Annotated in this window: 29 protein-coding genes (2 of these 29 only partly in view); 13 read left to right on the top strand and 16 right to left on the bottom strand. The window is 63.3% G+C overall.

Annotated elements, in window-relative coordinates; translation table 11 throughout:
* Window positions 1–92: 92 nt before the first annotated feature.
* The 4 genes from B9A95_RS11925 to B9A95_RS11935 are packed head-to-tail and all read right to left on the bottom strand — an operon-like array spanning window position 93 to window position 1,789.
* The gene (locus tag B9A95_RS11925) at window positions 93–557 is read right to left on the bottom strand and encodes a hypothetical protein (protein WP_084047497.1); all 465 of its coding nucleotides are present in this window, start codon (window positions 555–557) and stop codon (window positions 93–95) included.
* Entirely contained in the window at window positions 523–801 is a 279-nt protein-coding gene (locus B9A95_RS11930; protein ID WP_084047498.1) for a hypothetical protein, read from the bottom strand. Before B9A95_RS11930 ends, B9A95_RS11925 begins: the two co-directional genes overlap by 35 nt.
* Entirely contained in the window at window positions 798–1,034 is a 237-nt protein-coding gene (locus B9A95_RS37085) for a phage antirepressor KilAC domain-containing protein (protein ID WP_425429940.1), read from the bottom strand. The genes B9A95_RS11930 and B9A95_RS37085 overlap by 4 nt, the downstream gene beginning before the upstream one ends.
* A complete protein-coding gene (locus B9A95_RS11935; protein ID WP_245808263.1) occupies window positions 935–1,789 on the bottom strand; it encodes an antA/AntB antirepressor family protein in 855 nt (284 codons plus the stop codon). The genes B9A95_RS37085 and B9A95_RS11935 overlap by 100 nt, the downstream gene beginning before the upstream one ends.
* A gap of 354 nt (window positions 1,790–2,143) precedes the next feature.
* On the opposite strand from B9A95_RS11935, the gene B9A95_RS11940 reads away from it, so the two are divergent.
* Window positions 2,144–2,980: a DUF4384 domain-containing protein gene (locus B9A95_RS11940; RefSeq protein WP_084047499.1), complete on the top strand. Its 837-nt coding sequence runs from the start codon at window positions 2,144–2,146 to the stop codon at window positions 2,978–2,980.
* A gap of 176 nt (window positions 2,981–3,156) precedes the next feature.
* On the opposite strand, the gene B9A95_RS11945 is transcribed toward B9A95_RS11940, so the two are convergent.
* Window positions 3,157–3,525 (bottom strand): hypothetical protein, encoded by a 369-nt coding sequence (locus B9A95_RS11945; RefSeq protein ID WP_084047500.1) that lies wholly within the window; start codon window positions 3,523–3,525, stop codon window positions 3,157–3,159.
* Between the two features lie 11 nt (window positions 3,526–3,536).
* Window positions 3,537–3,878 (bottom strand): hypothetical protein, encoded by a 342-nt coding sequence (locus tag B9A95_RS11950; protein ID WP_084047501.1) that lies wholly within the window; start codon window positions 3,876–3,878, stop codon window positions 3,537–3,539.
* A 161-nt stretch (window positions 3,879–4,039) separates the two neighbouring features.
* On the opposite strand from B9A95_RS11950, the gene B9A95_RS11955 reads away from it, so the two are divergent.
* The gene (locus B9A95_RS11955; protein ID WP_084047502.1) at window positions 4,040–4,393 is read left to right on the top strand and encodes a hypothetical protein; all 354 of its coding nucleotides are present in this window, start codon (window positions 4,040–4,042) and stop codon (window positions 4,391–4,393) included.
* Window positions 4,394–4,490: 97 nt separating this feature from the next.
* Window positions 4,491–5,459, top strand: coding sequence for a tyrosine-type recombinase/integrase (locus B9A95_RS11960; RefSeq protein ID WP_084047503.1), 969 nt, complete (start codon window positions 4,491–4,493; stop codon window positions 5,457–5,459).
* Window positions 5,460–5,500: 41 nt separating this feature from the next.
* Here the strand turns inward: B9A95_RS11960 and B9A95_RS11965 are convergent, their stop codons facing one another.
* Genes B9A95_RS11965 through B9A95_RS32150 form a run of 3 tightly spaced genes read right to left on the bottom strand, consistent with a single transcriptional unit; the run spans window position 5,501 to window position 6,600 of the window.
* Complete coding sequence (locus tag B9A95_RS11965; RefSeq protein ID WP_139806725.1) at window positions 5,501–5,863, bottom strand: hypothetical protein; 363 nt, start codon at window positions 5,861–5,863, stop codon at window positions 5,501–5,503.
* Between the two features lie 3 nt (window positions 5,864–5,866).
* Window positions 5,867–6,136, bottom strand: a complete 270-nt coding sequence (locus tag B9A95_RS11970) for a hypothetical protein (protein ID WP_084047505.1) — start codon at window positions 6,134–6,136, stop codon at window positions 5,867–5,869.
* Window positions 6,137–6,177: 41 nt separating this feature from the next.
* Complete coding sequence (locus B9A95_RS32150; RefSeq protein ID WP_139806726.1) at window positions 6,178–6,600, bottom strand: hypothetical protein; 423 nt, start codon at window positions 6,598–6,600, stop codon at window positions 6,178–6,180.
* Window positions 6,601–7,268: 668 nt separating this feature from the next.
* Between B9A95_RS32150 and B9A95_RS11980 the strand changes: the two genes are divergently transcribed.
* A complete protein-coding gene (locus B9A95_RS11980) occupies window positions 7,269–7,529 on the top strand; it encodes a hypothetical protein (protein ID WP_084047507.1) in 261 nt (86 codons plus the stop codon).
* Between the two features lie 100 nt (window positions 7,530–7,629).
* Here the strand turns inward: B9A95_RS11980 and B9A95_RS11985 are convergent, their stop codons facing one another.
* Both B9A95_RS11985 and B9A95_RS32155 read right to left on the bottom strand, forming a co-directional pair.
* Entirely contained in the window at window positions 7,630–8,298 is a 669-nt protein-coding gene (locus B9A95_RS11985; RefSeq protein ID WP_084047508.1) for a response regulator transcription factor, read from the bottom strand.
* Between the two features lie 403 nt (window positions 8,299–8,701).
* Complete coding sequence (locus B9A95_RS32155; RefSeq protein WP_139806727.1) at window positions 8,702–9,046, bottom strand: hypothetical protein; 345 nt, start codon at window positions 9,044–9,046, stop codon at window positions 8,702–8,704.
* Window positions 9,047–9,359: 313 nt separating this feature from the next.
* On the opposite strand from B9A95_RS32155, the gene B9A95_RS11990 reads away from it, so the two are divergent.
* Window positions 9,360–9,578: a DUF4287 domain-containing protein gene (locus tag B9A95_RS11990; protein ID WP_084047509.1), complete on the top strand. Its 219-nt coding sequence runs from the start codon at window positions 9,360–9,362 to the stop codon at window positions 9,576–9,578.
* 573 nt (window positions 9,579–10,151) lie between these two features.
* Window positions 10,152–10,274: a hypothetical protein gene (locus B9A95_RS36255; protein ID WP_281255852.1), complete on the top strand. Its 123-nt coding sequence runs from the start codon at window positions 10,152–10,154 to the stop codon at window positions 10,272–10,274.
* A 44-nt stretch (window positions 10,275–10,318) separates the two neighbouring features.
* Here the strand turns inward: B9A95_RS36255 and B9A95_RS11995 are convergent, their stop codons facing one another.
* Window positions 10,319–10,573, bottom strand: coding sequence for a helix-turn-helix domain-containing protein (locus B9A95_RS11995; RefSeq protein WP_084047510.1), 255 nt, complete (start codon window positions 10,571–10,573; stop codon window positions 10,319–10,321).
* 62 nt (window positions 10,574–10,635) lie between these two features.
* On the opposite strand from B9A95_RS11995, the gene B9A95_RS12000 reads away from it, so the two are divergent.
* The 3 genes from B9A95_RS12000 to B9A95_RS32160 all read left to right on the top strand — a co-directional run bounded on the left by B9A95_RS12000 (window position 10,636) and on the right by B9A95_RS32160 (window position 12,208).
* Window positions 10,636–11,154 carry a helix-turn-helix domain-containing protein gene (locus B9A95_RS12000; protein WP_245808264.1) on the top strand — a complete coding sequence of 173 codons (519 nt, stop codon included), beginning with the start codon at window positions 10,636–10,638 and terminating at the stop codon, window positions 11,152–11,154.
* Window positions 11,154–11,807: an ImmA/IrrE family metallo-endopeptidase gene (locus B9A95_RS12005; protein ID WP_084047512.1), complete on the top strand. Its 654-nt coding sequence runs from the start codon at window positions 11,154–11,156 to the stop codon at window positions 11,805–11,807. The genes B9A95_RS12000 and B9A95_RS12005 overlap by 1 nt, the downstream gene beginning before the upstream one ends.
* Before the next feature lie 161 nt (window positions 11,808–11,968).
* On the top strand, window positions 11,969–12,208 hold the full coding sequence (locus B9A95_RS32160) for a hypothetical protein (RefSeq protein WP_139806728.1): 240 nt from the start codon (window positions 11,969–11,971) through the stop codon (window positions 12,206–12,208).
* 353 nt (window positions 12,209–12,561) lie between these two features.
* Here the strand turns inward: B9A95_RS32160 and B9A95_RS33635 are convergent, their stop codons facing one another.
* The 3 genes from B9A95_RS33635 to B9A95_RS12020 all read right to left on the bottom strand — a co-directional run bounded on the left by B9A95_RS33635 (window position 12,562) and on the right by B9A95_RS12020 (window position 13,637).
* Window positions 12,562–12,726, bottom strand: a complete 165-nt coding sequence (locus B9A95_RS33635) for a hypothetical protein (protein ID WP_170928607.1) — start codon at window positions 12,724–12,726, stop codon at window positions 12,562–12,564.
* An 11-nt stretch (window positions 12,727–12,737) separates the two neighbouring features.
* Window positions 12,738–13,046, bottom strand: coding sequence for a hypothetical protein (locus B9A95_RS12015; RefSeq protein ID WP_139806729.1), 309 nt, complete (start codon window positions 13,044–13,046; stop codon window positions 12,738–12,740).
* 411 nt (window positions 13,047–13,457) lie between these two features.
* The gene (locus B9A95_RS12020; RefSeq protein ID WP_084047515.1) at window positions 13,458–13,637 is read right to left on the bottom strand and encodes a hypothetical protein; all 180 of its coding nucleotides are present in this window, start codon (window positions 13,635–13,637) and stop codon (window positions 13,458–13,460) included.
* 186 nt (window positions 13,638–13,823) lie between these two features.
* Here B9A95_RS12020 and B9A95_RS12025 point away from each other — a divergent pair, with 186 nt between their 5' ends.
* The 3 genes from B9A95_RS12025 (at window position 13,824) to B9A95_RS12035 (ending at window position 16,476) form a co-directional block, all read left to right on the top strand.
* Window positions 13,824–15,641: a putative bifunctional diguanylate cyclase/phosphodiesterase gene (locus B9A95_RS12025; RefSeq protein WP_084047516.1), complete on the top strand. Its 1,818-nt coding sequence runs from the start codon at window positions 13,824–13,826 to the stop codon at window positions 15,639–15,641.
* A gap of 126 nt (window positions 15,642–15,767) precedes the next feature.
* Window positions 15,768–16,115 (top strand): site-specific integrase, encoded by a 348-nt coding sequence (locus B9A95_RS12030; RefSeq protein WP_245808265.1) that lies wholly within the window; start codon window positions 15,768–15,770, stop codon window positions 16,113–16,115.
* 91 nt (window positions 16,116–16,206) lie between these two features.
* Window positions 16,207–16,476 carry a transposase gene (locus B9A95_RS12035; protein WP_084047518.1) on the top strand — a complete coding sequence of 90 codons (270 nt, stop codon included), beginning with the start codon at window positions 16,207–16,209 and terminating at the stop codon, window positions 16,474–16,476.
* On the opposite strand, the gene B9A95_RS35400 is transcribed toward B9A95_RS12035, so the two are convergent.
* Window positions 16,461–16,648, bottom strand: the 3' portion of a protein-coding gene (locus B9A95_RS35400) for a hypothetical protein (RefSeq protein WP_245808266.1). 49 nt of this gene lie beyond the right edge of the window; only the last 188 of its 237 coding nucleotides appear in the window; the start codon falls outside the window, past its right edge; the stop codon is at window positions 16,461–16,463. The two genes, B9A95_RS12035 and B9A95_RS35400, sit on opposite strands and share 16 nt — an antisense overlap.
* Window positions 16,638–16,648, top strand: the 5' portion of a protein-coding gene (locus B9A95_RS37090) for an IS3 family transposase (protein ID WP_425429941.1). The gene runs 220 nt beyond the window's last position; the window shows 11 of its 231 coding nt (coding positions 1–11); it begins with the start codon at window positions 16,638–16,640; its stop codon lies beyond the right edge, outside the window. The genes B9A95_RS35400 and B9A95_RS37090 overlap by 60 nt on opposite strands.

Consider the following 16,648-nt stretch of genomic DNA (forward strand, 5'->3'; position numbering starts at 1 on the left):
TGCTGGCGTTCTCATGTCCTGAGCTGTGTGTGCCAGCGCGGCCTGAACCGCGTCCGGCCAGTGCCGGCGCACATGGGCGAACTCACTGCGCTTCATGTCCCGCACGGCCGCCGCACGCGCCTCCCGCATCTGCCCGTCGGCGGGTCCTCGTCCGCCTCGGGGGCTGGTGGCGCCGCCGGGAGAGCCTGGCCGCGTTGGAGCAGGACCCAGTTCCGGCCACCCATCTCCTTGCGCTCCTCCTGCACGTGCGTCCAGCCGAGCGCTTCCACCACGATCCCCACTTCGTCTGCGCCAGGAGGCACGTCCGTGCGACTGAGGGCCACCCCGATGTCTTTTTCAGTCCGGTAGGCGTCCAGGCGCAGACCGTGCTCCAGCTTGTGCTTCGCGCGGCCCTTCTCGTCGATCGCGGCCTCCTGGGTCAGCTCGAACAGGATGCCCGCAAGGACACTCACGCCCGGAAGGCTGGGCAGTTGCTCCTCGGCCTCCTGGACCTGCTGTTCCTCGGGGGTCAGGAAGAGGGTTTTAGGGGATCGGGGCTTTGCGGACTTGCTCGGCACGGCCCACCTCCAGGTGCCGGTACTCGTGCAGGAGGCGGGTCAGGGTGGCGTGCCCGCGCCGGTCAGGTCCGAACTCGCTGGCGATCACGACGCGGCTGTTGTCGTGTTCGCCCTGGTCATCCACCCGGGCGATCAGGACGACCACGACCAGTTGCTCGCGTTCCTGCCGGCAGGTTTCGAGGAACGCGTTCGCATGCGTTTCCAGGGGCCACATGAGGTCGAAATCCGAAGGAGGGTCAGTCATTGCCAGGGGAATCCTTTACGGGGAGCGGGGAGCAGCTGCTGCTCGGCCATCTTTCGTTGCAGCCAGGCGAGGCCTTTCGGGGTGACCCGCGGGGTGTAGGTGACCCGGCTGCCCTCTCGCGCGGGGCGCGTGATCAGCGCAAAGTACTCGCGGTCGATGTACGCCGGGTACGGCACGTTGTGGTGTTCCGCGCCGTTGCGGTGGGCGTCCAGGAAGATGCGGCGCTCACGCAGGAGCGTGAATAGCCGCCCCGCCGCTGCCCGGTGCCGAGGAGCTTGGCGGCGTCCGAGACGCTGTATGAGCCGTCCGCACTCATCAGGGCGTCGAAGGTCTCCGCCTTCGGCGAGAGGACCGCCACCTGCTGTTCTGCGGCCTGCCGGGCAGCCTGCTCGGCCCGCTGGGCTTCCATGGCGTCTGCCCAGGCGCGTGCGGCCACCACGGGGTCGGTGAAGTCTGGGAGGACGAGCTGCGAGCGCAGGCGCTTCTCGGCCTCAATGAAGTGCCGGCGGACCTGCTTGCCGGCCTCGGAGCGTTCCAGCATGGCGAGGTCGAGGGAGAGCCAGTAGTCACGCCGGTTAGAGCCGCCCCACTTGCTCCCCGAATTGGGGGAGCCGTCCAGAACGCTGAATTCCTCGCCTTCCACGGCGCCGGTCTCCGCGAGGCGGCCTTGGACCCAGGTACTGAAATCACGGCCGACGCGGAGGGTGCGGGCGTCTGCCCAGAGTTGCCCCTCCTCGTGGTGGACGGGCATCAGGGCGGCCATCTCCGGGCGGTGGGAGGCCAGGTCAGACATAGGGGAGGCCTCCAGGAACGTCAGAAGGGGCGGGGAATCCAGGTGCCCGGCTGGGTGTGCAGGAAGTGCGGGCATGCTGGGGGAGATCCGGAGGTTCAGGCCTGGCTCGTCGATCTCGCGCTCAGGCTGGCGTTGCCAGGCCGTGGCGGCCACCGCACCGGCAAGTGCGTCGAGGAGGAAGAGCAGGGGGTTCACGCTTGCACCTGACCTTTGCCGTCGAGGCTGACCGCATGCTGGCTGTGGGGGCGAGGGCTCTGCCCATAGGCGTGAAATGAGAGAGGCCGCTCCGCTGTCCATGGCATGGCTGTCAGCTACGACCTGAACTGGAAATGGTCCGAGGTCGGGTAGAAGGGGTAAGCCGCTCTGGACTTCGTCTTTGCTCCTGAGAACAACACGCGGTAGGACACTGGGTCGCGGGTATCCCGCCACCCCTACGCCATATACGTGTAGAGACGGTCTGCCCGCACCTGACCGCTTGCTCAAACGAACGCACAGTTGGGTACGGAGTGAGGTCAGATTACGGTCATCCGGTACTTTCACAGTGGAACTATGAAAAAGTTCACACCTTACATCACCTTTTTGGCGCTCTTGCCACTCGGCCATGCGACGGCTGCTCCACAGCTCAGTGCTCAGAGCATCATCGTCAACCCGACCCCAACCGGCTTGAACGTCAACATCCGCACCAACCGGACCGTGAACAGCCAGCAGATCCCCAGCTATGCGCCAGGAGATCACCTGGAGTTCTATACCCGTGCCAACAAGGACGCCTACGTCTACCTATTCAACGTAGATGCCCAAGATCAGGTCACGCTGCTGTCCTCCAACGGTCTCCGGGCCCAGGGCAATCTCCTCAAGGCGAACACCTCACAGCGATTTCCTGAAAAAGGAGAAGCCTCCACATTTCTGCTGACTTTGCCTCAAGGTCTGAATCGGCTGCTGGCTGTGGCGAGCCTGGTACCGCTAGATTTCAGGCCATTAACAACACAGACATCAGCCCAAGGTGAAATGACACCCGTCAACGTCAAAGGGCAAGCTGGGTTAGGGCAAGCACTGACTGTGGCGCTGCGCTCTGTTCCCCCACAGAACTGGACAACTGCGACCACGCAGTACACCATTGCTCGCCGCGCTTTGAGCGGACTGCCGGAACTTGACGTTAAGGCCCTGAAAACGCAGGTGAACTTTAGGCAGAACGCTCGACTGAGCGAAGTGTTCGCCGCGTATGCCGACCATTTGCGTGCAGAGGGCTATCTCGTGACACAGTCCCAGTACAGACAGGGCGCAGCCCAGGGTGTCTTTGTCCGGCAAGGAGCGCAACTGCGTCAGGTGATGTTGGAGGTCGCTCAGCGAGACCAGACGTTTTTCGTGAAACTCATGCGTCAGAAGTAAGGACGAGAAGGGGCTTGTAAAACTCCCGCACTTCCAGCTCCAGAGAGAGGAGTGATCAGGCACGGGAGCCTCCTTGAAGTGGCCTAAGGTCGACCAGTTGGAAGTGCGGGATGTGCTGGCCGATGGCCTGGATGGCGGCCTCAAGGACCGCGTCGAGCGTCCGGCCCCGGTCGCACTCAGCAGTCTGGAGGTCCTGGTGCAGTTCGTCCTTGATGGGGAGCTGCATTCGAACGGCGTTGGCGGCGAGTGCGGCGGCTCGGAGCGGCTCGGAACGGGCTTCCGGCCAACTGGACGAGCAGGTAGATCTGGTGACCGGTCACGTCCAGCACGTCGAGGTTTATGAGGAAGGCCATGCCGACGGGATGAGGCGTGAGGGCCTTGCCAGGGTCAGGGAACAGGGCCGAGAGCAGGATGGTCTGGGCCTCGACGTTGTCATCCGCAAGGGCCACCACCATGTCCTGCAGGTTCATGATGGGCGTGAAGGGCTTGGAGCGGGCGTAGGTGTGTATGGCCGCGTCCAGGGCGGCCCGGTCTGCTGCGTTCATGGGTTCTCCGGTCAGGCGACGAGCTGGCGAGCGCTGGCGCCGTTCATGTGGAGGTGGAGGGTGGCGTGGGCCTGGTCGAGGTCATGCCTGCTCAGACGGCCTTCGATCGGGCAACCGGTCTCGGCGAGTGCCTGAGTACTCCAGAGGCTGCGCTGGAGCAGGCGCAGTTGCTCGGGCGTGAGGGGTTGGTGTTGATGGAGGGCGGCCAGGATTGCTTGGTATTGAGCAGTGAGGCGCTCGTTGGCGGGAGTGGATTGGCGGGCGAGATCTTTCAGGCTGGTGCGGATGGAGGTCTGGAGGGTGGTGGCGACAGAGGTTGGGAGATGCGGGACCGTTTGGGGTTCGGGGTGCATGGGTCCTCCTGGGGGTGGGATTGTCTTTCTCTGATCTTTAATTTAGTTTCCATAACACGTAGGACGTACGCGCAACTGGAAAAATGAGCTGCCTGCCAACCCCATCCCTCACAGGCGCCTGAGGTCGTAACGTCCACTCCACAACTCGCTACCCTAAGCCTATGGATTCCCTCCGCGTTGAGATCGACTTTGACTTTATAGGCGGTCAGAACGCGATATTGCTCAAAGCAACCAACATCACTCACGGCTTCGTCGAAGTAAAATCCACGGCCCTTGACCTCGGCGATGACCGGAGCCTCTATTTTTTGAATGACGCCCGGCTGCTTGGAGTGGAGTTAGAGTGCGAGTACCCTACGATTCTTGACCCGGGTGAAACCAATCAGGTCATCATCCCATTGAGCGCCCTAACGAAGCTCTTTGCGCAGCACAAGGTGGTGAGGCCTGCAACTATTCGCGCTGTTTTTCGGGATGGAACAGGTGCGTCCTTCTTCAGTGCCTCTCGTAGGCTGATTTGAGCTCAAAGTGCACACAGAGCAAAAACACCATCAGGCATGTCCTGTCTCTCGCCTTTCCAGCATCCCAGGTGCATGGGCTCTCCTGTAGTGTGAGGACATGAGCCTGGAACTGCTGGCCGCGAACCTGGACCTGCAGGGCCGGGCGGATCGCCTGGCCCACCTCGACCCGGACACACTCCGCAAAGAAGGCCTCCGGGCAGCCCGCGACAGGGATTTGGCCGGACTGTGGGCGCTGACCGAGTCGTACCTCGTTACACGCGGCAGCCGGGGCGCGCGCGTCAGCACGAACACGCTCGACTCCTACCGCATCGGGCTGGAGGTGTTCCTCGCCTGGGCCGGACCCGCCGGGATTAGCCTCCTGCGGCCCGGCGCAAACTCGGGATTCCGCTACGCCCGCCATCTAGAGGCGAGTGGCCTCGCCCCTGGGAGCGTCCGGGTCCGCCTGGCCGCTGCAAAAGCGCTGTTCACTGCTCTCCGCTGGAGCGGAGCGACTGACGCCGCTCCTTTCACTGACGTACGGACGGCGACCGACCCCGTCCCCCGGTGGGAGAAGCGTAAGCCGTACCCGGACGAGGACGTGGCGACGCTCCTCCTGCACGCGGGTCCTCAGGAGGCCGTCATCGTGATCCTGGGCGCACACTGCGGTTTGCGTGCCACGGAGATGACGACGCTGTTCCGGAAGGACGTGCACCTCACGGCGCCCGAGCCGTTCCTGATCGTGACGGGCAAGCGTCAGCGCCGGCAGGAAGTGCCCCTCTCGGGGACCGGAGTCCGCGTGATCGGCGATTGGTTGCGGGACACCCCCACCTACGGGCCGCACGTGCTGACCATCCGTACCCGGCAGGGCGTGGAGAAGGCCTTGAAGCGCGTGTGCGGGCTGGCGGGTGTGCGGTACCAGGGCCGCGAGGTCCACGGTTTGCGCCATAGCGCGGGCACCCGCATTTACACGGAAAGCCAGGACCTGCTCGCCGTCCGTGATCACCTCCGCCACCGCACGGTCGACAGCAGCGCGATCTACGTCAATTACGCCCGCGTGGGCAAGAAGAAGGTCAACAAGGACTGGTAGGTCATCGGTCCTGCGATCCGGCCAGCCAGTTGCGCCCGTACTCATCCAGCGGCAGCAGGCCCCAGCGCCGCAGCAGATCCGCCCACCATCCGGTGGGCGTGTTGTCTGTCCCTTCGCGCCAAGTGCCTGGGGAAGGTGGGACCCGTGATTCTCTGGCCATTCCACTTCCAGGCGGCCTGTGGGGTACCGCCGCTTGTGAGGGTGATCACGTCGTACCGCGCATTGAAGAGCCGTTCGGAGATCCGCCGGGCGAGCACGGGAGGGACCTGGCACTTGATGCTCCGCACTCCAGCCTGTGCGGCACGCGCGACCAGGACCCCGCTGATCTCGTCGGCATACGCGTCCGCCTGGCGCTTCAGCGCTGGGCCAGGGCGGAGTGCAGCTGCTTCGTTCGCGCTCAGCATCACTCACCGCCGAGGGACAGCCGGGCGAGCCGGGTCATTCCTGGGTCCCCCGCTCGTCGCTCGCGGCTGAACCACTTCCTCCGCGTCCACGGGCTCCAGGCGCTGCTCGTCAAACACCTCGTTTTCGAGCTTGCCGTCATTGAGGAATTCGATGTTGATGCGCACGCAGCCGTACAGGTAGATGAATTTGCCCGTGGCGACGCCCTCCATCCCAGTGTGGACGTCGCGGTACCGCTTGCCGAGGATGATGCCCCCAGGTTGAAAAACAGTCACGGGCGTCCTCCTGAGGAACGGAAGCAGGGTTGTAAACATGGTCACCGGTGGGACTTCGCCCGCTTCCCTCGCTTCCGCTTCCGGACGAGGGGCACAGGTGTCGAGTGCTCGGGGTTACGGCGCTGTCTGGGGGGCTTTGGAATGCTGGGAGGCGGCCGTTGCAGGGGGCTGACGGCGACCACCTCCAGGTGGGCCTGCCCGTCCCGCTCGAAGGCCACCGCGTAAGCCATGACGTTCTCGATCAGCGCTCCCTCACGCAGCCAGGTGTGTGGTACCCGACTCAGGACGGAATGCGGCCAATGCTGGAGCAGCCGTACGACATACACGGGGAGATCCAGCGCAATCTGCTTGAGCAGCGCCAGGCCTGCTGGAGGGAGGTGGTCCGGGTTGCCGGGGTGATACAGGTGGAGTTGGGGTTGGCCCGCCAGGGCGTCCCGGAGGGGCAGAAAGCGGATGGATTGCATGTGGGGGCTCCCTCCCGGAGTCGAACCGGGCCGCGCCTGAAAGCACGGGCGTCTGCAAGGGGCATGGGAGTATGGGCGCGCCAGCAGAACGCGCCCAGCACAAACCGCCAGCTCAGTGGCAACGGCGATGTCTTCATGGGAACCTCCTGGTTGGAGACAACAGTCGCGTGTGGCCCGCCGGGCTGCTGGGGCAACATGACGGACCTCCTGGAGCGAAGTTGAGCCGGAACACCACGCACACGGTGGTGGCCAGGCAAAGACCCCACGTCGGTTTCTCCCGTGCAGGGCGAGGTGGGGTGCTGGGGGCCGGAGTCGAACCGGCGAGGACTGCCGTTCAGTCCCCAGGCCGTGGAGCTGCCCCGAGGCGAATTCCCCGTATGGCTGATGTGGGGCAGCCTGGCCACACGCCACAGCAGCGTGCTCACTTGTTGCACGCGAGGCGGTGCGTGCTCCGGAGCGGAGGCTCCGTACCGCTCTTACGGGTCAGGACCAATCGCCCGAGTCCTGACTCTTCCGGGGGCGTCCGAGGGGAGGACGGCATTGAAGCCGCCACCACCGGTGCTCAAGGGGTGAAGTTGAAACGCTGATGCCCTGAGCGCAGGTGGTCTGCCTGGCTCCCCGAAGGGGTGGCATTTGTTCACTCACATGAACGTGAGGTAAAGTCTTTTATGAGACGTTACCTCCACTACACGTATGTCTCCAAAGTGAAGGACACCCTCCACCAGGAGGCCGAAGAAGAGGTACGGGATTTCGGGAGTCCATCAGAATTCCTTTCCTACTGTGAGGCGATGGAGCACCTGAGGCAGGATGAACGTGACCCATTGATCGAGTTTTATACGGAGGAGACGACGCAAGCGACGTATGAGTTGAGGGCGGCGCGCCTCAGGGCGATGAACTGGGATGATGTCGCAACGGAAGTGACCTCCTGAGGGGAAGTGGGCCCTGTCCGGAGTCGCGCCGGACTTTCAGCGGCTCGCGGGGCCAAAGTGACGCCCCAGCCGCGAGGGCCAGGGCGCAGGGTGGTGGGCGTCAGGCAGAGGTTCTCAAGGCGTACCCCATACCACGAACAGTGCGTATGTAACTTCGTCCAGCAACGTCGCGCAGCTTGCTCCGCAAGTTGCCAAAATGAACATCCACAACGTTAGAGCTGGTAGAAAGCTCTCCTTTCCAGATTTCGTTGCTGATTTCCTGCCGGGAGTACACCCGGCCTGGCTGCCGTGAGAGCAACAGCAACAACTCAAACTCCTTGCGGGAAAGGAGTACTTCCTTGCCGTCATAGAGCACCTGACGCCGTTCCGGATGGATCTGCAGGTCACCAAAGGAAAGGAGGTCGTCCTTCTTCTGCCGAAGCTGGACTTTAACCCGGGCGAGCAATTCTTCCGGGTGAAACGGCTTGGTGACGTAGTCGTTCGCCCCCGCCTCCAGCAGCTCTACCTTGCGGTCCACCGCATCGATGGCCGTCAGGACAATGATGGGGACATCCATGGTTTTGCGCAGGCGGCGTGCCACCTCCACACCGTCGAAGTCGGGGAGACCCAAATCGAGAATGACCAGGTGCGGGGGTGTTTCACGGGCTTGCATCAGGCCGCTGGTCCCCGTGGACGCCGTGCTGACATCCCACCCGCCCTCCTGAAGTTCGTACTGGAGGACTTGAGCGATATCTGGGTTGTCTTCGATCACGAGGATATGGGCTTGCATGGGGCTCCTGAGGATGGAACAGAATTTCCAGTCATCCTAGAAAGCCCTTCTGGTGGGTTTCTCTGCCCTCCTTTAGCTTTCCCTGAGCTATGACGAGAGTGTGAAGAGTTACAGCTAAAGCTGGGCTTGGAATGAGACTCATCTTTTGAGTGTCTGGGTTGGAGGCGGGGTACCGAACCGCTGGGATGTTTGGCATTTGGGATGGCTTTGCCAGGAGTTATGCCGGATAGGTCGCAGCTCGCGGGGCCAAAGTGACGCCCCAGCCGCAAAGGCCAGGGCGAGAGGAGGGCTTGGAGGGCGATGAACTGGAACGGCGTGCAGTCGGGAGCGACCACCTGAGGTGACGTTGGTCCCCGTTGGCGCCGCAGCAGGTTCCCGCAGGCGACCGCTCCTGAGACGGCCGTTACCGCTTGTCCTCACCTCTCAGGAAGAACCAATACGGTTCCCGGCCCGTCAGGGCCAACCAGCGGTCTGCGTCCTCGGCAGTAGGTGAGCGTCTCGGATCGAGGCGGTAGAAGAGTGTCCCGGCATGAACGGCCGTCCAGAGGGCACCGTTGTGTTCCGGCGGGGTAAGGGGGAGCAGGTGCTCCCGGCGTTTTCGTGCGGGCGTTTGTTGAGCAACAGGGGCGTAGGAAGATTGGGGAATGCCGGAGGTGGAGGGAAGGCAGATGGCCACCGCTCCGCGTTCCAACCGCCTGAGCTTTAAGCGTGGAGAAGGGGAGTTGGGTGTGCGACTGAACGCCGTCATGCCATTGATTTTAGAAGTGGTAGCGCGTGTGGGCCGGTGTGCAGCCCACGGTGCTGTTGTCTGGTTTGCGCGAGGCCCAGGAGGGGCGACCTCGTCCCGCATAGGTTTGCCCCATTCAAAGAACGGGGCACCAACGTTCCTGGGGTCGGTATGAATAACGGAAGAGTATTGGACTGGGTCTGACATGACGATATCAGGCCCTCCACTCCTCTTGAAGGAAACCGCAGAGCGGGTGAACGGGGGAACTCCCGAGGCTGGTTCTCCTACCTGTTACTCTGTTTCCACTTTGTAGCTCTTTCAGGAGGCGTTCGCAATGTCCGAAGAATCCAAGGTAAAAGGCCCAGCATCCTACTTCCCCTCCATAGAGAAGACCTATGGTCAGCCTATTGATTACTGGATGAAAATTCTCGGTGGGCTAACGGGAAAAAAGCACATGGAAATGGTCAATACCCTTAAATCGGAGCATGGTATTGGTCATGGACATGCGAACGCTCTGGTCGGCTACTACCGAGAACTTAAAGACGTAAAGTAGTCTCTGCCCGTGTAACTCCGTACTACGAGAATTATCCTTGTGGTAAGGAGTTACAGTGCGGGAGCGGTGTCTCTTGGAAGGCCAGCACGAACAAGTGCGTCTGCCCTTTCCGGGTGCCTCACGGCAGCGGTGGGCGCGGCATGGGGTCGTCACGGGCTGCGCGTATGCCGTCCTCGGCGTGTGCCCGTTGGTCTCCTCTGCTGTCTGGCGACGGGCCCCTGCCGCCTCCCCTGCTGTGACGCGCCATGAGGGGAATGGGCGCGAATGCGTTCTGAGGCCGTGTGTCCTCTCCGGGTCCGTGGCTCCGGCGGGCGTCATCTACCCGGGTGCGTTTCGCGGCTGCACCAGGGCCGTCTTTACCCCACTGGCCGGATGCGGACCACCGCCTGCTCCGCATTCCTGCGCTGAGTGGATTCCGGTGCGCTCTATCCAGGCCGGGAGCCTTAAGAGTCGGATGTCTTCGCTTGTCATGCGTCACGCTTCCGCCCAGGACTGAGCGGAGGCAGGGTGCAGTTGTGGGGAGAACCCCTGGAGACCGTGAGGTACGTCTGATCGGCCATCGACGTGGAGCGGGTGAGGAACTCGCAGGCGCACCGGCACCCGCCCGATGCCGCCGCCGGGTGCCGGTGCGAGTTGGGCATGGCCGACCTACTCCTGACCCTGCTCTACCGGACGCTCTCCAGCAGCCAGCAGTGAGAGGCCTGGCGCTCAGGGGGGCAGCTGGAACGCGCCGGAGGAGTTCAGGTGGGTCCCTTCGCGGGCACAGCGCCCCCTGCGGCAAAGTCCCCGAGCGAAAGGCGCAGGACAGGCGCGAGCCTTCTGAGGTTGGCGAGCGACGGCTCCACCAGGTCAGTTTCGTAGCGGGAGACCAGGGACTGGAGGTCCTCATCGCCAAAGGCGAGGCGGGCGACGTCCCGTTGGGTGAGGCCCGCGCGGTCCCGCGCTTCTCGAAGCAGGGTGCCGGTGGACGGAAAATCTAAATACACATGCGTCATCTGTCATCAACGTATTACAGATGAGCCGATTTGTCAGATGCATTTTCTGTATACTGAGCAGTGTGCCGGGGAATGACGAGACAACCACGCCCGCGGATTCCACCTCAGCCCGCAGGGGTGGGGGGACGCTTTCCGCGGGCGAAGCGGGGCAACGGCTCAGGACTTACCTGCGCCGGCTTTCCATGCAGCAAAAAGAGCTTGCGGCGGCCCTGGGCGTGGACTCCAGCTACGTCAGCCGAATGGTGCTCGGGCACATCAACTGGACGACCGGGCAGTACTTCGGGCAGATCGCTTCCCACCTGCGGCTGACCGAGGCGGAGATCCGCGAGCTCAACCCGGCCGCTGTGGTGGAGATGCGCTCGGGCCAGGGCGGCGCGGGCACTCCCCAGGGCGTCGACAGTGAAATCCCCGAGGCGCTGCTGGAGGCGGGTGAACTCTACAAACACATTGATCCCCGCATCGCGGACCCGCAGGTTCAGCTCGCCCTGGCCCGCGCCGGATTTTTCGGTGGAGGGCCGCAGTCGCCCCAGGACTGGATTCAGTACTTCAACGACATTCGGCAGTGGTTGGGACACGCCTGATGCTCTACGGTCAGGAGTTCGCCGAAGCGATCGACTACCGCCACGGGCTCCACGGGTACGTTACGGACTTCTGGGCGCTGACGTCCAGCATGAACATCGCTGTGCAGGAAGGCACCTACAACAGCGCCGTGTTCCTGCCTCGCCCGGTCATCACCCTGGAGCCCGAGGTGTACTACAGCGACTGGAGCTTCACCCGCTTCCACGAGCTCGCGCATACGGTGCTGCGCGACAGCGGCATAGGTTGGCAACTCGCTCAGGAAGCCGACTATCCGGAGCAGTACCGGGCGTGGATTGAGGCGTACTGCAATTTCGGGGCAGCGCAGTTTCAGATGCCCAATCCCATGCTCCGGCGCGTCCTGTCCCAGTACGGGTACAGCCCGCAGGCGGTGCTCGCCCTCACCCGCGTGGCGGGCGTGGACCTGTTCGACGCGATGTACCGCGTTACGCACGGCTTTCTGGAAAGTGACGCGCGGCGCACCGCCTTCCTGACGCAGGGCAGCTACCTCAGGAAAGCCGTGACCACGAACGCGTGGTTTCCGCACAGCGAAGGCGACCGGATTCCCGAGGTCGCTTTGACGCTTTCGGGAGCAAAGCTGCTCACGCTTCCCCTCCGTTTCGGACGCAACCGCGTTCTGGGGTTGCTGAACGACTGAGGGCTGGCCGCGGGGCAAGTTTTCGCCGCCTCTTGATATTCATATTACACAAGTGTAATGTCAGGGACAACGGTCCTGCCGGGACCTCAGGAGGACACCATGTACCCCATTCCGCCGACCGAACCCCGCGCCCTGTCCCCCGCCTCCTGGAGCGCCCCGGGATGACTCTGCAGCCTCCCACTTCCACCTTTGTTCCCGCACGGCTCTACCACGTCCGCTCGGCCCTGCACGCGCAGAGCATGCGTGAGACCGCCCGCGCCCTGTTGCGCGCCGCCGAACGCCTCGACGGCCGCTCCGCACGCGTCACCTTCCGCCCTACTCCCTGCGGCTGGTGCGGCACGTGCGCGCAGTGGGTCGCCGGAGACCACTGCCCCGACTGCTGGGAAGGGAGATGCCCATGATCCGCCCTCTCCCCACCATCGCCTGCGTGCACCTTGGGCCCTGGCCCTTGACGCTGCTCGCGGAGCGTCACCCGGGCGTGCCCGCTGACGTCCTCAATGAGCGACGCCGGGTCCTGCACGCCACCCCGGACGCCCTCGCTGCGGGCGTCACCTCTGGTGGAATTTTATATATTCTAGGAGTGATGGCGCCCCTTCATCCGCCGTCTCGCGGGCCGGCTCCCCAGGGTCTCCACCAGGCGCCGTCAATGCCCAGACGCCATCCCCCCCATTCCGGCCATCACGATCACGGTCCACCTGCGCGTCATCAAGCACGTTGGAGGACGCACAGCCCCCGTGCAACCGAGGTCTGCGATTTACCTCAGACGCGCCCGTAACGATGCCGCGAAGGCCTCACGCCTCAACTGGACGGCGGCCTCAACGGCTTCCCGGACCACATCGGCCGCATTCAGGGTGCCGTCCAGCACAGCTTGCCGGAGCGTGTCCAGATCCCCAGCACTGAGCAGTTTCTTGTAATGCACGTTTAGGCTGGTCAGGAGCCGTGTGGCGGCCACCTCCGCGCTGACGCCCACGTACTGTACGGGTCGGCGTCAATCAGGACCGGCATGGAGGCCGCAGCCCGGGCTGGCTTGGGCTGCGCGGCGACCACGGGTGCTGGGCCCGCCGGGTAGGGGGAGTCGTCCGGATGGGAGATCAGGTGCATGAGCGCGGCCGCTCTGCTCTTCTTCACCACCAGGGCCTGCGTGCGCACCAGCCAGTCAAAGCGGTCCGCGCACGCGAGCAGGAAGGCCCGGTCGTGCTCTTTCATCAACTTCTCGAACGCCAGATGTGGTGTAGTCATCGGATTTTAAGTTGGTACTGCAGTTGCAGTTGCCCAAGGAGCCTGTTGTTCAAGGGCTTTCTGTCACCAGGCACCTCCGGAGAATTCCCGTGTTTGAGGGACCCAATCGCCAACTGCAACTGTAGTAGTAGAGCCGAAGGGACCGTCAAAGACAGCGGAAGCACAGTAATCGCCCTGAGAGCCTGACAGAAGTCATGAGAAGCCTTGGATGAGGTGCCAGCGAAGCGGGGAACATCGTCGGCGTGAGGGCTCAGGATCAGGGTTGGGGGAGAGGCAGAGGCTGTGTAGGAAAGGGCTTCTTTCCGTCAACGCCCGACGAACGGCACGACATCCCAGCTGTGCATGGCTCACTTCCGTGCGGCCGCCGAAGTCGCGCAGGGCCCGGGTGCTTTTGACGCTCTGCTGGAGCAACTACACCTGCTCGGGTGTGAGGGGTTGCTCGGTGGTGAGGACGGTCAGGGTTTGCTGATAGCGGGCAGTCAGGACCTGGTTGGCGGCAGTTGGGCGTTGCTCGAGCATGCGGAGCGAGGTCTGGACGCAGGAAGTGAGGGTGGTGACGACGGGGAAGGCCAGGGACGTTTTGGGGTGCATGAGACTTCCGGGGAGTGGTGGGTTCTCCCCTTTTTGATCAGGTTTGGCGACATAAGGGGTATTACGTAGAAGCCCAGCAACGAGGAATCGATTCGGAACCGAGCAGGACTCTCCCTCCCGCTGAACCTCCGCCTTCATGTGTGCTTCATTACTTATAGGCGACTGAAAAACAGTCACAACTGGGAGATGGACCCGCGACCGCCCTCAAGTGAACTTGACCGACTTGAGCGGCTCTCCCGGTACGACATTCTCGACACGCCACCTGAAGAGGAATTCGACCGGATCACCCGCCTCGCTCGGCAGCTCCTGCAAACTCCCATCGCCATCCTCAACTTCGTTGGGCGCAAACGCACCTGGCTCAAATCGCACCTGGGCACGAACGTTCGTGTCATAGACCGGAAGCACGCCATCTGTGCGGAAGCGATCAAACACCCAGGCGTGTTCACCATTGCCGACCTGCAACGCACACCGCAGTTCGCTCAGGAACCGATGCTCGTCCTCGGTGCCCGGTCGTATGCTGGCGCGCCACTGACCACGCCCGACGGCTTTAACATTGGGACGATCGCCGTCTTTGACCATCACCCCCGTGTCTTTACCGCCGGGGAACAAGCGCTTCTTCAGGACCTGGCGGCCATCGTCATCGACGCCCTGGAATTGCGCCGCGCCGTATTGCACTGGCAGGCTGCACAGGCGCAAAGCCACCACATGGCTTACCACGACCCACTGACCCGGCTTCCCAACCGCCGCCTGCTGATGGACCGGATCGCGCAGGCCCTTCACCAGGCCGAGCGGAGAGGCACGCCCCTGGGCATTCTCGTGGTCGACTTGGACGGCTTCAAACTCATCAATGACTCTCTCGGGCATGCAGCGGGTGACGCCTTCCTTATTACAGCGGGGCACCGTCTGTGCGAGCAGCTTCATGCGGACGACACCGTGGCGCGGGTCGGTGGAGACGAATTCGTGATTTTGCTTCCTGAACTGCAACGTGGCGCCGACGCAGCGCACGTGGCGGACAAGATCCAGCAGGCCCTGGAAGAGCCTTTCGTGTTGGAAGGTCAAACGCTCGAAGTCAGCGGTTGTATCGGTATCAGCCTTTACCCCGGAGACGGCCAGGACGCAGAAACCCTCCTGCGTGCGGCGGACACCGCCATGTACACCGCCAAAGCGGCAGGCAAAGGGGAATGCCGCTTCTACACGCAGGACATGACGAGGGCGGCCAATGAGAAGCTCTCCTTGCGGCAACGCCTCGTCCAGGCGCTGATACAGGGTGAGTTCCGGTTGCACTACCAACCGCAGGTGGAACTCGCCAGCGGCAGGGTGGTAGGCGCCGAAGCATTGCTCCGCTGGCCGCAAGCGGACGGAACGCTTCTTCCGCCCGACCACTTCATTCCCCGAGCAGAAGAAACGGGCCTCATTGTGCCGATCGGCCGCTGGGTTCTGCGGGAAGCGTGCACGCAGTGGATGCGCTGGCAAGCCAATCACAACGTGACGCTTGACCTGTCGGTGAACGTCTCTGTTCGTCAGTGGGAGCAGCCTCATTTCCTTGACGAGGTCCGGGAGGTCTTGCGGGAGACCGGATTTCCACCTGAGCGGCTCATTCTGGAAATCACGGAGAGCGCGCTGCTCGCCGATCCGGAAGACGCCCTCGCCCTGACTGCACAGTTGTCGGACTTGGGTGTAGGGGTCGCCCTGGATGACTACGGGAAGGGCTTTTCCAACCTGTACCAGCTGCAGCGCTTGTCGGTCAGTCACCTGAAGCTGGACCGGGCCTTTATTCAGTCCCTGCCGGGAGACCGCAGAGCGCGGGCCATCGCGCAGAGCGCCGTCACACTGGCTTCTGGGCTGGATGCATTGACGATTGGGGAGGGCATTGAGGTGCAAGAGCAGCTGGACGCGCTCCTCGCCATGGGCTGCCCCCTGGGACAGGGCTTTCACCTGGGGCGTCCCGTACCGCCGGAGGAGTTCCAGCAGCGTCATCTGATGGGCACCCGTCCTACCCGGTAGCATGCCGGCATAACCCTGGAACTGCTGGCCGCGAACCTCGACCTGCAGGGTCGGGCTGACCGCCTGGCCCGCCTGGATCTGGATACTCTCCGAAAAGAGGGCATCCGGGCCGGGCGTGATTCGGACGTGGCTGGGTTGTGGTCGCTCCTCGAGGCGTACCTGGTGACCCAGGGGAGCCGGGGTGCTCGCGTCAGCCACACCCTGCAGTCCTACCGGATCGGGCTGGAGACGTTCCTCACCTGGGCCGGACCCGCTGGAGTCAGCTTGCTGCGGCCCAGCGCGAACGCGGGCTTTCGGTACGCCCGTCACCTGAAGAGCACTGGCCTCGCTCCCGGCAGTGTCAGCGTCCGACTGGCCGTGGGTAAGGCTCTGTATGCCTCCTTGCGCTGGGCTGGTTCCACCGATGCTGCGCCGTTCGCGGACGTGAAGGCCGCGTCTGATCCTGTGCCCCGCTGGGAGAAGGGCAAGCCCTAACCGGACGAGTGGAGTGCCCCCCAAAAACTGGACGGAGTGAAGTAGAGATTCAGGCTCGCCGCCAGCCGTAGGCTGGAAAGCGAGGCTTCCTATGAAAACGCAACAGTTCAGCGAAGATCAGATCATCAAACTGCTTCAGGACGCCAAAAAGGGCGAAAAGCCAGTCGAAGAGCTGTGCCGCGACCTCGGGTGCAGCACCGCGTCCTATTACGCCTGGAAGAAGAAGTACGGCGACACCACTGCCGACGAAGCCAAACGGCTTCGTCAGGTGGAGAAGGAAAACGCCCGTCTCCTGCGGATTGTGGGGCAGCAGCGCTTGGAGATGGATGCGATGAAGGAGGTGATTCAGAACAAGCGGTGACGCCCACCGAGAAACGTGCCGTGGTAAAGGAACTCGTCACAGCACGCGTCAAGCCCGAACGGGCTTGCGCTGTGGTGGGCCTCCCCAAATCGACCTGGCACGATCAGCCGAAACGTCGCCAGGACAGCGAACTTCGACAGCGTCTTCGTGAACTGGCCCTCCTGCATCCACG

Source organism: Deinococcus hopiensis KR-140, assembly GCF_900176165.1.
Classification (GTDB): Bacteria; Deinococcota; Deinococci; order Deinococcales; family Deinococcaceae; genus Deinococcus; species Deinococcus hopiensis.

What these genes read in the sequence shown, in the direction of transcription:
- B9A95_RS11930 (WP_084047498.1), bottom strand. Translation starts at nt 801, where the DNA reads ATGACTGACCCTCCTTCGGATTTCGACCTCATGTGGCCCCTGGAAACG.
- B9A95_RS11940 (WP_084047499.1), top strand. Translation starts at nt 2,144, where the DNA reads ATGAAAAAGTTCACACCTTACATCACCTTTTTGGCGCTCTTGCCACTC.
- B9A95_RS11945 (WP_084047500.1), bottom strand. Translation starts at nt 3,525, where the DNA reads ATGAACGCAGCAGACCGGGCCGCCCTGGACGCGGCCATACACACCTAC.
- B9A95_RS11950 (WP_084047501.1), bottom strand. Translation starts at nt 3,878, where the DNA reads ATGCACCCCGAACCCCAAACGGTCCCGCATCTCCCAACCTCTGTCGCC.
- B9A95_RS11955 (WP_084047502.1), top strand. Translation starts at nt 4,040, where the DNA reads ATGGATTCCCTCCGCGTTGAGATCGACTTTGACTTTATAGGCGGTCAG.
- B9A95_RS11960 (WP_084047503.1), top strand. Translation starts at nt 4,491, where the DNA reads ATGAGCCTGGAACTGCTGGCCGCGAACCTGGACCTGCAGGGCCGGGCG.
- B9A95_RS11965 (WP_139806725.1), bottom strand. Translation starts at nt 5,863, where the DNA reads ATGCTGAGCGCGAACGAAGCAGCTGCACTCCGCCCTGGCCCAGCGCTG.
- B9A95_RS32150 (WP_139806726.1), bottom strand. Translation starts at nt 6,600, where the DNA reads ATGCAATCCATCCGCTTTCTGCCCCTCCGGGACGCCCTGGCGGGCCAA.
- B9A95_RS11980 (WP_084047507.1), top strand. Translation starts at nt 7,269, where the DNA reads ATGAGACGTTACCTCCACTACACGTATGTCTCCAAAGTGAAGGACACC.
- B9A95_RS11985 (WP_084047508.1), bottom strand. Translation starts at nt 8,298, where the DNA reads ATGCAAGCCCATATCCTCGTGATCGAAGACAACCCAGATATCGCTCAA.
- B9A95_RS32155 (WP_139806727.1), bottom strand. Translation starts at nt 9,046, where the DNA reads ATGACGGCGTTCAGTCGCACACCCAACTCCCCTTCTCCACGCTTAAAG.
- B9A95_RS11990 (WP_084047509.1), top strand. Translation starts at nt 9,360, where the DNA reads ATGTCCGAAGAATCCAAGGTAAAAGGCCCAGCATCCTACTTCCCCTCC.
- B9A95_RS11995 (WP_084047510.1), bottom strand. Translation starts at nt 10,573, where the DNA reads ATGACGCATGTGTATTTAGATTTTCCGTCCACCGGCACCCTGCTTCGA.
- B9A95_RS12005 (WP_084047512.1), top strand. Translation starts at nt 11,154, where the DNA reads ATGCTCTACGGTCAGGAGTTCGCCGAAGCGATCGACTACCGCCACGGG.
- B9A95_RS32160 (WP_139806728.1), top strand. Translation starts at nt 11,969, where the DNA reads ATGACTCTGCAGCCTCCCACTTCCACCTTTGTTCCCGCACGGCTCTAC.
- B9A95_RS12015 (WP_139806729.1), bottom strand. Translation starts at nt 13,046, where the DNA reads ATGACTACACCACATCTGGCGTTCGAGAAGTTGATGAAAGAGCACGAC.
- B9A95_RS12020 (WP_084047515.1), bottom strand. Translation starts at nt 13,637, where the DNA reads ATGCACCCCAAAACGTCCCTGGCCTTCCCCGTCGTCACCACCCTCACT.
- B9A95_RS12025 (WP_084047516.1), top strand. Translation starts at nt 13,824, where the DNA reads ATGGACCCGCGACCGCCCTCAAGTGAACTTGACCGACTTGAGCGGCTC.
- B9A95_RS12035 (WP_084047518.1), top strand. Translation starts at nt 16,207, where the DNA reads ATGAAAACGCAACAGTTCAGCGAAGATCAGATCATCAAACTGCTTCAG.